The organism is Flavihumibacter sp. ZG627 (assembly GCF_000814325.1).
In the GTDB taxonomy this organism is placed as follows: domain Bacteria; phylum Bacteroidota; class Bacteroidia; order Chitinophagales; family Chitinophagaceae; genus Flavihumibacter.
Genome location: NZ_JPHF01000004.1, coordinates 416,226 through 428,561, shown reverse-complemented (window position 1 = coordinate 428,561; position 12,336 = coordinate 416,226). Strand labels below are relative to the sequence as shown.

8 protein-coding genes are annotated in these 12,336 nt (G+C 43.0%); 2 read left to right on the top strand and 6 right to left on the bottom strand.

The annotated features are described in order from the left end of the window. The first annotated feature begins 52 nt into the window (after positions 1-52). Positions 53-3,172: a sialidase family protein gene (locus HY58_RS11435; RefSeq protein ID WP_039131864.1), complete on the top strand. Its 3,120-nt coding sequence runs from the start codon at positions 53-55 to the stop codon at positions 3,170-3,172. Between the two features lie 28 nt (positions 3,173-3,200). On the opposite strand, the gene HY58_RS11430 is transcribed toward HY58_RS11435, so the two are convergent. Both HY58_RS11430 and HY58_RS11425 read right to left on the bottom strand, forming a co-directional pair. After that, positions 3,201-3,575 (bottom strand): transmembrane 220 family protein, encoded by a 375-nt coding sequence (locus HY58_RS11430; RefSeq protein WP_039131862.1) that lies wholly within the window; start codon positions 3,573-3,575, stop codon positions 3,201-3,203. Between the two features lie 12 nt (positions 3,576-3,587). Next, positions 3,588-4,349, bottom strand: a complete 762-nt coding sequence (locus tag HY58_RS11425; RefSeq protein WP_039131859.1) for an NYN domain-containing protein — start codon at positions 4,347-4,349, stop codon at positions 3,588-3,590. A 337-nt stretch (positions 4,350-4,686) separates the two neighbouring features. On the opposite strand from HY58_RS11425, the gene HY58_RS11420 reads away from it, so the two are divergent. After that, positions 4,687-7,551, top strand: coding sequence for an FAD-binding and (Fe-S)-binding domain-containing protein (locus HY58_RS11420; protein ID WP_039131857.1), 2,865 nt, complete (start codon positions 4,687-4,689; stop codon positions 7,549-7,551). Here HY58_RS11420 and leuB read toward each other — a convergent pair. Genes leuB through leuC form a run of 4 tightly spaced genes read right to left on the bottom strand, consistent with a single transcriptional unit; the run spans position 7,548 to position 12,237 of the window. Continuing rightward, the gene (gene leuB / locus HY58_RS11415) at positions 7,548-8,621 is read right to left on the bottom strand and encodes a 3-isopropylmalate dehydrogenase (RefSeq protein ID WP_039131856.1); all 1,074 of its coding nucleotides are present in this window, start codon (positions 8,619-8,621) and stop codon (positions 7,548-7,550) included. The two genes, HY58_RS11420 and leuB, sit on opposite strands and share 4 nt — an antisense overlap. Positions 8,622-8,654: 33 nt before the next feature. Continuing rightward, positions 8,655-10,190 carry an alpha-isopropylmalate synthase regulatory domain-containing protein gene (locus HY58_RS11410; RefSeq protein WP_039131854.1) on the bottom strand — a complete coding sequence of 512 codons (1,536 nt, stop codon included), beginning with the start codon at positions 10,188-10,190 and terminating at the stop codon, positions 8,655-8,657. 22 nt (positions 10,191-10,212) lie between these two features. Beyond that, a complete protein-coding gene (gene leuD / locus HY58_RS11405; RefSeq protein ID WP_039131853.1) occupies positions 10,213-10,809 on the bottom strand; it encodes a 3-isopropylmalate dehydratase small subunit in 597 nt (198 codons plus the stop codon). 24 nt (positions 10,810-10,833) lie between these two features. Beyond that, positions 10,834-12,237, bottom strand: coding sequence for a 3-isopropylmalate dehydratase large subunit (leuC, locus tag HY58_RS11400; RefSeq protein ID WP_039131850.1), 1,404 nt, complete (start codon positions 12,235-12,237; stop codon positions 10,834-10,836). Positions 12,238-12,336 lie beyond the last annotated feature (99 nt).

Sequence of the window (12,336 nt, the reverse complement as noted above, 5' to 3'; positions counted from 1 at the left end):
TTTTATCGTAAATTGGGTTCTACTCAAAAGGGAACTAACAATTACAACACATATGAGATCATTACTGATTGGTAGCTTTCTATTGCTGGCAATAGCTTCCTTTGGCCAGAAAAAGCAACAGAAAAGTCCTGACAATGCACAAGCTGCAGATGAAACTATTTTCTCCCAGGCAAAGTACCGGCTTATTGGCCCCTGGCGTGGTGGACGCTCCGCCGCGGTGGCGGGTTCTTACACCAATAAGCAAACATTTTTTATGGGTGCAACAGGTGGGGGAGTATGGAAGACCACCGATGGTGGCAGCAACTGGAAGAACATATCCGACAAGTATTTCGGTGGAACAATTGGTGCGGTGGCGGTTGCTCCATCTGATGAGAATGTGATTTATGTAGGTGAAGGTGAAAACACCATGCGAGGTAATGTGGCAGAAGGCCTTGGAGGTGTATGGCGTAGTGATGACGGGGGCAGGAGCTGGCGTAATATTGGTTTGAAAGATGGCCGTCATATCATCAGGCTGGTGATACATCCGCGTAACCCCGATATAGTTTGGGCCGCGGTGATGGGTCATCTTTTTGGTCCAAATGAGGAAAGAGGCGTTTACAAAACAACGGATGGTGGCAAAACCTGGAAGCGGACATTATATGTTAACAACCAGACTGGTGCTTCAGACCTGGTGATGGAACCTGGAAATCCGCAGGTATTTTTTGCCGGAACATGGCGACTTATCAGAACACCTTATAGTCTGGAAAGTGGAGGCGAAGGCAGCGGACTATGGAAATCAATTGATGGCGGAGAAACCTGGCAGAATATTACTGCATCAAAAGGTTTGCCTAAAGGCGTATGGGGTATTGTTGGCGTGGCAGTTGCCCCTTCTAATCCCGATAAAGTATATGCAATTTTTGAGAATGCAGATGGTGGATTATATGTAAGCAATGATGCGGGTGTTAGCTGGACCTTGCAGAGCAGTGATAATAATATTCGCCAGAGGGCCTGGTATTATACTAAAGTGTATGTGGATCCAAAGAATGAAAACCTGGTATACGCGCCAAATGTTGGCTTCATGCGCAGCAGAGATGGAGGTAAAACTTTCCAGAGTGTGAGAACCCCCCATGGTGACCACCATGATCTGTGGATTGATCCTGAAGATGGAAATCGCATGATTGTTGCCGATGATGGTGGTGCCCAGGTAAGTTATGATGGAGGCACAAACTGGAGCACTTATATGAACCAGCCTACCTCCCAGATCTATCGTGTAAGCACAGACAATAGTTTCCCTTACCGCATTCTGGGTGCACAACAGGATAATTCAACCTTTCGGATCCGAAGCCGGACCTATGGTGCTGCCATCACTGATAAGGACTGGGAAGAAACAGCAGGCGCAGAGAGTGGATATGTTGTAGCAGATCCACAAAACCCGGATATTGTATATGGTGGAAACTACGGCGGTTACCTGTCGAGATTAGATCATCGCACAGGTGAGAACAGGGCTATCACCGTTTGGCCCGACAATCCGATGGGTGCAGGTGCCGATGTTTTGAAATATCGCTTTCAATGGAACTTCCCTATATTCTTTTCACCACATAATCCAAAACGCCTCTATTGTGCCGGTAACGCATTATTTGTAACGGAAAATGAAGGCGCGAGCTGGGAACAGATATCGCCCGACCTAACAACTAATGACAAAAGCAAACAGGGCCCCAGCGGCGGACCCATTACTAAAGACAATACTTCTGTTGAATACTACTGTACAATTTTTACTGCAGCAGAAAGCGCTCTTGAAAAAGACCTGTTATGGACAGGGTCGGATGATGGTCTTATACATGTAAGTAAAGATGGTGGTAAGAACTGGGATAATGTAACGCCAACAGGTGCGCCAAAGTGGATAATGTGGAATGCCATTGAAACACATCCCACCAAAAAGGGTACTGCCTACATCACGGGCACCAGATATAAACTTGATGATTTTGCACCCTACATTTATAAGACAGAGGATTATGGCAAGAGTTGGAAACTGATTACCAACGGAATTAACAGGATGCATTTTACAAGGGTGATGCGTGCAGATCCGAAAAGAGATGGATTGCTTTATGCCGGTACTGAGTATGGAATGTATATCAGTTATGATGATGGAATAAACTGGCGTCCCTTCCAGTTAAACCTACCCGTTGTTCCTATAACTGATCTCACCATCAAGGAAAACGATCTGGTTGTAGCAACCCAGGGCAGGGCTTTCTGGGTGCTTGATGACCTCACTACTGTGCAGCAATATGATGCTGGTCTTCTGAAAAAAGCAATGCATGTTTTACCTGTAAACCCGGTTTGGCGATTGCAATCTTCCGGAGGATTCAGGGGTGGAATTCCAAGGAATGCAGGTGATAATCCACCCGCCGGAGCTGTTATCAATTATTATATCAGCAATGTTACAGACAGCACAAAGGCCGCTATAACGATTCTTGACAGGGATAAAAAAATCATAAAGACATTTGCAACTGGTGCCAAAGAAGACAAACTTGATATCAGCAAGGGGATGAATCGATTTGTGTGGAACCTTCAATATCCCGCAAGTGAGAAAATTGATGGGATGATCCTTTGGAATGGATTACCAGGTAATATCGTAGCCCCGCCAGGAAATTATTTTGCCAGGGTTAAAGTGGGGGCTGATTCTGTTGAAGTGCCTTTTGTTGTAAAGGCAGATCCGAATTATAAGATCACAGCTGCCGATTACGAAGCCCAGTTCAGTTTTCTGAGAGAAGTCCAGGGCAAATTCAACGAAGTGCAGAAGGCCATAAAAGATATTCGTTCACTGCGTACACAGCTTACAGATTTCATCGGTCGCCAGGGAAAAGATGTTCCGAAAGAAGTGAAGTCAATGGCTGATACCATTGGAAAACAACTCACGTCTATTGAAGAAACTCTATACCAAACGAAGGCTAAAAGTTTCCAGGATGTACTGAACTTTCCGATCAGGCTGAATGATAAGCTGTCGGGTGTATTTGATGCCGCTAACAGTGGTAATATGGCGCCCAGCAAACAGAGTCGTGATGTTTATGCTGAGTTAGCCAGGCTTAGTGATGAAGCATTGAATAAATTGAAAAAAATAAAGACTGTGGAGTTGGAAGCATTCAATAAAATGGTTCGGGAAAAATCGCTTCCAGTGATCGGATTAAAGGAATGAGTTAAGAAATTAACTTAAAGGGCCCTCTTCAACCAGGGCCCTTTTTTTGTGCCCGGTAATTAAGAAGCAATGCAATAATTACAAAGAGAAGACCGCCAAATTCACGGGTTGACTCGATCCATGGTTTTGAAGCCTGCATCGTTTCTACGAGGTTCTCTGCATCATGTTCCGTAGCCCATGATAACACCCCATTCTTTTCAAAAAAAAGGTATAAAGCATATAAAAGGTAAATACCTATTCCCAGCAAATAGAGTCGGGGATAGTATTTCCTGCGCGCTGCGAGGAATGTTAATACGGCAGCATAGAGATAAATTGGAATCCATATCAGCGGATCCGGATCATTCCATTGAAGCGCTGCAAACAGGAGGAAAAGCATGGTGAAAACAATGTTCAGGATCTTCATAAGGGGCACCAATTATTTTACCTTAACATAAATATGGCGGATATTTTTTCTTCCCGTTTCTCTTTCATCAATTTCAAAGCGGGTATCAAGGCTTTTGATCAGCGGAAGTAATTTATCAAATCCATAGTTCCTGGAATCAAAATCCGGCATTTTCTTGATCAGCATGCTGCCTAATTCGCCCAGGAAGGCCCAACCCGTTTCATCTGCAATATCAGAAATGCTGTCCGTGAGAATCCTTATCAGTTTGTGATCTATTTTATTAATGGGTTCATCGATGTTTACCTTTTCTTTCGCTACCTGCTTTTTACTTTTTTCAGGAGACTGATCTTTCGAACTTCCCTTTAAGATTTCCATGTATATAAACTTATCACATGCAGAAATAAAAGGGGTAAGGGTTTTCTTTTCGCCAATCCCTATAACTGCCATTCCCGCTTCCCGCAGCCTTGTAGCCAGCCTGGTAAAATCACTATCACTTGAAACGATGCAGAACCCATCTACTTTGCCTGTATATAAAATATCCATGGCATCAATTATCAGGGCGCTGTCGCTTGAATTCTTTCCCGTAGAATAGCTGTATTGCTGAACGGGTGTGATCGCATTTTCAAGTAATACATTTTTCCATCCCGATACATGCGGTTTAGTCCAGTCCGCATATATCCTTTTGAAAGTAGGCGTACCATATTTGGCAATTTCTTCGAACATTTCCTTTACATGTGAAGAAGGTACATTGTCTGCATCTATAAGTACAGCAAGGCGAAGATCTTTGATATCCATAAATGGTATTTATCATGAAAAATTAAACAATTTATTTCCGGCATCGAAATTCATGCTGTTGACTACACCGTATTAAGCGCTCACAGCTATGATTAAGCGAGGACGATACATATTTGGAAACAGCCATCAGCAGTTGTATATTACTGCGGGTGTATAGCTTTTTTGATAAAATAATTAGCAGTTGCGGATGGTGCAATTATAGAGCTCCGATGGAGCAATGATAGAGCAATGATGGAGCAAGGGTTAAATGTAATAAAAAGCTAATCTTATTAGTAATTTTATACTGTATTAAATAGAACAATTAAGGTGCCTGGTCAAAATATTTAGTTTCAAATTGATGAATAAGCATGATAAAACCGAAACGGGGAAAGCTCTTGAAGTTATCATTCCGGTGTCAAGGATCAAATCGAGACTTATAGACCTGGTTTCTTATGCACCTGATGCGGGATTTTATTATCTCCTTCCTAAGGCAGTTGTACAACCGGTATCTGAAGAAGAGATTAAAGCCCTTTTTGCATTTTCAAAACAACATGGTATTCCCATAACATTCAGGGCAGCGGGTACCAGCCTGTCGGGACAATCCATTACAGATGGTATTCTTGTTGATATCAGTCAGCACTGGAATGGAATAAAGATTGAGGATTTAAATGGGGATCGCATTCGTGTACAACCAGGTGCTATTGGCGCCATGGTAAATGCAAAGCTGAAGGCACTTGGAAAAAAAATTGGTCCCGACCCGGCAAGCATAAGTTCTGCCATGATGGGTGGCATACTTTCCAATAATGCCAGTGGTATGTGCTGCGGTGTTAGCAAGAATTCCTATCATACAACCCGCTATATAAAATTCATTCTCCCAAACGGGAAAGCATATTCTACTGAGAACAAAGATGACTATGGACGTTTCAAATATGAGTGTGCTGATATTTATAAAAAGCTGCTTGAATTAAGAGAACATATTCATGCAGATAAAACATTGTTCGAAAAAATCCGGAGGAAGTATAAAACAAAAAATACGGTTGGTTATTCTATAAATGCCTTTGTAGATTTTTCGGATCCTCTTGATATTCTTGCGCACATGTTAATAGGAGGAGAGGGTACACTTGGATTCATTTCTGAAGCTGTATTAGAAACTGTTCCCGATTACCCGGAGAAAGCCACAGCGATGTTATATTTTACTGATATATATCGCGCTTGTGATGCCATCCCTCCACTGAAAATGCTGGGTGCGGAAGCTGTTGAACTCATGGATCGGTCTGCCTTAAGATCGGTGGATAGTTTAGAAGGTGTTCCGGCAATAGTTAGAACATTACCTGCCCCGGCTGCTGCGCTTTTGGTGGAATTCCAGGCTTATAAAAAGGAGCTGCTTCAGGAGCAGATGGATGCATTCAATCGACTTTCACCGGAACTCAGCCTATTATTTCCCGCACTTTTTACCACCGATAAAAAGGAACAGGCCTTCCTGTGGAAAATCAGGAAAGGAATGTTTCCGGCAGTAGGAGCTGTTCGTGCAAGTGGTACGACGGTCATTCTGGAGGATATCGCCTTTCCGGTTGAGATGCTGGGTAATGCTATTGCAGACCTGCAGAAACTTTTCAAAATTCATGGTTACCAGGATGCAATCATATTCGGGCATGCCAAGGATGGGAATATCCATTTCGTTGTTACACAGGCTTTCGATAGCAGTGATGAGATCAAACGTTATGATCTCTTCATACGTGATGTGGTACACCTGGTAGTGAACAGGTACGATGGAGCACTCAAGGCGGAACATGGTACAGGTAGAAATATGGCTCCTTTTGTGGAAGCAGAGTGGGGAGGCGAATTGTATGCCATCATGAAAGAGCTTAAGCAGGTGATTGATCCGCATAATTTGCTTAATCCGGGAGTAATAATAAATGCTGATCTGGCGGCACATACAAAGGACCTTAAAGATCTTCCACGGGTTGAAGAAGAAGTAGATAAATGCATAGAATGTGGTTTTTGCGAACACCGATGTCCAAGTAGAAATATAACTCTAACTCCCCGGCAGCGAATTGTGGTGCGCAGGGAGCTCCGCAGGCTTACAACAAGTGGAAATCATAGCAGGCATAAGCTGTTATTGGAACAATATCAATATGATGGTCTTGACACCTGCGCAGTGGATGGACTTTGTGCAGCTGCATGTCCTGTTGATATCAATACAGGTTCACTGGTAAAACGACTACGCAGTGAAAACCATCTTCCACATCAAAAGAATATGGTAGCTTTTGTAGCCCGCAACTTCAGGTTGATTGAAAAGGCGGTTTATTTTGGCCTTAAGGCTGGCTCCTTCATCAATTCCATTTTTGGGGATCAAACAATGCGCCGTTTTACAGTTGTGTTACGAAAACTGATACCAACATTTCCTCTATGGAATAATCAGCTACAAGCCGCACCATCCAAACGACGGCCAGGGATTTATAAACCCACTCTTCATACAGTTTCCGGGAAATCGAAGATCCTATATTTCCCCGCTTGTATTAACAGGGTGATGGGTGATGCGTCTGATCCACGCAAAAATATTATCGATGTATTTATTGCTGCATCTACAAATGCGGGTATTGAGGTGATCATTCCTGATGATATTCACGGATCCTGCTGCGGACAAATATTTTCCTCTAAAGGATTTAATGATGCTTATATACTAATAGCCAATAAAACTATTGAAAAGATTTATTCATGGACTGATTCCGGAAAATTGCCTGTTGTATTGGATATTAGTTCCTGTACCCAGTCATTGTATAATTCCTATTCAATTCTTTCCACTCCTAACAAAGAAAAATTCAGGGCTCTCAGGATACTGGATAGTGTGGAATATTTGCGTGACATGGTGCTTCCCGGGACTACAATTCACCGGAAGAAAAAATCCATTGTCCTACACCCTGTTTGTTCTTTAGAGAAAATGGGATTGAATGAAGTATTCAAAGATATAGCGAAGCAGTGTGCTGATGAAGTGGTTGTTCCCCTGCATGCCGGATGTTGCGGAATGGCAGGTGACAGGGGTTTTCTATTTCCGGAGCTTACGGCCTCCGCTACTGCCGAAGAAGCAGCGGAGGTTAGCGAAATGGTATATGATGGGTATTACTCAAGTGGAAAAACCTGTGAGATTGCATTATCGGAGGCCGTCAGGAAAAACTATACATCCATTTTATATTTGGTGGATGATTGTACAAGACCTGATTAGATGAATTTCAATACAGCTTCACCCATTGCGTCGGTTCCAAGGATCATGTTGGATTGCGTTTTTGTATCCGCTATATCGCGGGTGCGGAATCCATCTTTGAGTACCTTATCAACTGCGTTGATGATTGTTTCGGATTCTGTTTTCATACCAAAAGATATATCAAGCAACAAAGCTGCGGATAGAATAGATGCTAATGGATTTGCGAGTCCCTTACCTGTGATATCATGTGCTGAACCGTGGATGGGTTCATAAACTCCTGTTCCATCGCCAATGGAAGCACTTGCCAGCATACCCATCGATCCGGCTATCTGCGACGCCTCATCAGTGAGTATATCGCCAAAAAGATTTGCGGTTACAACAACATCAAAACGACGAGGATCTTTTATTAATAACATTGCAGTTGCATCAACAAACTGGTGTTCCACTTCTACATCAGGATATTCAGGAGCAACCTGCTGAATAACTTCGCGCCATAATCTTGATGTTTCCAGAACATTTGCCTTATCCACCGAACAGAGTTTTTTCCTTCTGGTGCGGGCAGCATCAAAAGCCTTTCGTGCAATGCGCTCCACTTCATAGCGGCTATATTCCGCAACATCAAAGGCAGTGTCGCCATTGTTTTTACGACCCTTCTCACCGAAATAAATATCGCCTGTGAGTTCACGGAAGAAAAGGATATCAGCACCTTTCAGTATTTCTGGTTTAATACTGGAAGCATCCAGTAATTCATCGAATAATTTGATAGGACGGAGATTGGCATAGAGTCCCAGTTCTTTACGCATTTTTAATAAACCTTGTTCCGGCCTCACTTTAGCAGAAGGGTCATTATCATATTTGGGATGGCCCACTGCGCCAAAAAGTACAGCATCCGATTTGCGCATTTTTTCAAGTGATTCATCGGGTAAGGGATTACCCGTGGCTTCAATTGCCACATGACCAATCAGCGCCTCATCGTACGTAAATGTATGACCAAATTTTTCTGCTATTCTATCAAGTACCTTTTTTCCTACTGCTGTTACTTCCTGTCCGATCCCATCTCCGGGTACGATCAAAATATGTTTTGTTGCCATGCTTAATAATTAATGAAATAGTTATTCTGAAATTTAGGGATGCGGGATGATATTCAGCATTTTCTGCGTAGCTTTTATAGCTGAAACTGTTTGATCACTGTCAAGACCCCTTGTCTTAAATTCTTTATTATTATGCTCCCGCCAGGTTATAATGGTTTCACATAAAGCATCACTTTTTCCCCCAGGGGGAATGCGAACTGCGTAATCCGTTAGCAGGGGTAGTTCAATTTTTTTCTGTTTATATACTTTTTTCAGAGCGTTCATAAAGGCATCGTACTGTCCGTCACCCTGTGCCTGCTCCTCGAAGAATTCACCATTCATGCAAATCTGAAGGGTTACGGATGGGTTGAGATTTTTTGCATGCGTCAGCACATAATTTTCTATCCGCACTTTCTCTTCGATGGTATTGCTATCCAGCACATCCGATATGATATAGGGAAGATCTGCCTGCGTTACTACTTCTTTTCGATCTCCCAGTTCTATGATACGCTGGGTAACTTTCTTAAGGTCATGATCGGATAATTCTATTCCCAGTTGGGCAAGGTTATTTTCAATATTTGCTTTACCGCTGGTTTTGCCAAGTGCATATTTACGCTGCCTGCCAAAACGCTCCGGCATCAGGTCACTGAAGTAGAGTTTATTCTTTTTGTCGCCATCTGCATGAATGCCGGCTGTTTGGGTAAATACATTTTCTCCCACCACCGGTTTGTTCACCGGAATACGAAAGCCGGAAAAAGCTTCTACCAACTTGCTTACCGTGTACAGGGATTTTTCTACAACCCCTGTTTTAACATTTGGCATGAAATCATTAATAACAGCTATCGCACTGGCTAGTGGTGCATTACCCGCTCTTTCACCCATACCGTTAATGGTTAGGTGAAGACCATGTGCACCTGCTTTCACTCCTTCAAGTACATTGGCAGTACCCAGGTCATAATCATTATGGGCGTGAAAATCAAAATGGATTCCGGGATAACGTTTTACGATCTCTGATACATAATCATAAACTTCTGCAGGGGTGAGTACGCCAAGTGTATCAGGAAGCATGATCCTCTTTAACGGCTGGGTAACCAGGAAATCGAGGTATTGAAAAACATAGTCACGGGAATGCCGCATTCCATTGCTCCAGTCTTCCAGGTAAACATTAGCTTCCAGCCCTTTCTTTTTTGCTAGTGCAAGAACTCCTGCAACATCCGAAAAATGCTCCTCCGGCTTTTTCTTAAGTTGATGGGTGAGATGGTTGAGTGATCCCTTTGTCAACAGGTTCATCACCTTTGCTCCGGCCCTGATCATCCATTGTACTGATACATCACCATCAACAAATGTGAGCACTTCCACTTTATTAAGTAAGCCTTTTGCTTTTGCCCACTTCGTTATTTTTTTAACTGCATCAAACTCACCTTCTGATACACGTGCCGACGCAATTTCAATACGATCCACTTTTACTTCAGTTAAGAGTAACTGCGCAATGGTTAGTTTTTCTGAAGCAGAAAAAGATACTCCGCTGGTTTGTTCACCATCGCGAAGTGTGGTATCCATTATTTCGATCATTCTTCTTGACTGGGGCATTATGCTCTTGCGGATTACTATTTTAGTATAAACTTTTTGAAGCAAAAGCCTGTATCTCTTCCTTCATTGCCTGCAGGTAATCAATGTCGTCATAACCATTGGTCATGTTGTCTTTTTTATATCCATTGATATCAAAAGATGCTGACTCTCCGGTGGCTAAAATGGTTATGCTTTGTTGTGGCAGGTTTATTTCTAGTTCTGTATGAGGATCAGCTTCTATTGCACTGAATATCCTGTCGAGGAATTCCGGACTTACCTGAACTGGCAGGATCCCAATATTCAGGGCATTGCCCTTGAAGATATCAGCAAAAAAACTTGAAACGACACAGCGGAAGCCATAATCATAAATGGCCCATGCTGCATGTTCCCGGCTGCTGCCACTTCCAAAATTTTTTCCCGCTACCAGAATCTTTCCCGAATAGATGGGGTTGTTGAGGATAAAATCCTGTTTTGGTGTATTGTCAGAATTGTATCGCCAGTCGCGGAACAGGTTATCTCCAAAACCTTTTCTTTCCGTTGCTTTAAGGAAGCGTGCCGGTATGATCTGGTCGGTATCAACATTTTCTATGGGCATGGGTACCGCAGAACTGGTGAGTATAGTGAATTTATCGTAAGCCATAAGTTTAATTAGATGTTTGATGCATTAAAGTAATTCCCTTGGATCAGTTACAACGCCGGTTACTGCTGCCGCTGCTGCAACAAGCGGACTGGCAAGCATGGTACGTGCACCAGGCCCCTGCCTGCCCTCGAAATTCCGGTTACTGGTACTCACTGCATATTTACCGGCAGGTATCTTATCATCATTCATGGCAAGGCATGCGCTGCATCCTGGCTGGCGGAGCTGGAACCCGGCTTCGGTCAGGATATCAAGTATTCCTTCTTCTTTAATTTGCTGCTCCACAATATGCGATCCGGGAACTATCCAGGCTGTAACATTATCAGCTTTTTTCCTGCCTTTAATAATAGACGCAAAAGCTCTGAAATCTTCAATGCGACCATTTGTGCAACTACCAATAAAAACATAATCCACTTTCTTTCCCAGCATGGCATCATCTTCATGGAATCCCATGTAGTTAAGCGATTTCTCATAGCTTGATTTTCCACTACCTGTTTCGGCAGATACGGGTATATGTTGGGAGATACCTATTCCCATTCCTGGATTGGTACCAAAGGTGATCATTGGTTCAATATCGGAAGCATCATAAGAATATTCGATGTCGAAGCTTGCTCCTTCATCTGTTTTGAGCGTTTTCCAGTAGGCCAGATCCCTCTCCCAGGCTTCTCCCTTAGGTGCTTTCTCCCTTCCCTTTATATAATTAAAGGTAGTTTCATCAGGAGCAATCATTCCACCACGGGCACCCATCTCAATGCTCATATTGCACACGGTCATCCTGCCTTCCATACTCATGTTTTCAAACACCTCCCCCGCATATTCCACGAAATAACCAGTTGCCCCGGCGGCGGATAGTTTTGAGATAATATAGAGGATCACATCTTTTGGGGTAACGCCTTTGTTCAGGGTACCATTCACATTGATCCGCATTTTCTTTGGCTTTGGCTGCATGATACATTGTGAGGAAAGTACCATCTCCACCTCGGAGGTTCCTATCCCAAATGCAATAGCGCCGAATGCCCCATGCGTTGAAGTGTGTGAATCACCACAAACGATGGTCATGCCCGGTAAGGTTATGCCGTTCTCCGGACCAACAACATGCACAATACCATTCTTTGGATTCCCCAGTCCCCAATGCGATATGCCATATTTGGCAGAGTTGGTTTCAAGTGCTTTTAATTGTTTGGCAGACAATGGATCTTCAACAGGAAGGTGCTGGTTGATAGTAGGTGTATTATGATCGGCCGTGGCAAAAGTTTTCTCGGGGAACATAACTTTTAGTCCACGCGTTTCTAGACCGAGGAATGCAACCGGACTTGTTACTTCATGAATAAAATGACGATCGATGAAAAACACATCGGGGCCATCCTGGATCTTACGCACCACATGCGAATCCCACACTTTATCGAACAGTGTACTGGGGCTATTGCTCATTTTGTATATTTTATAATAGAAATGCAAAATTCTTAAAAACTAACCAAATGGATGCGTTTTATTTTGACTATTATTTATAATATCGGTCATAACCTTGAA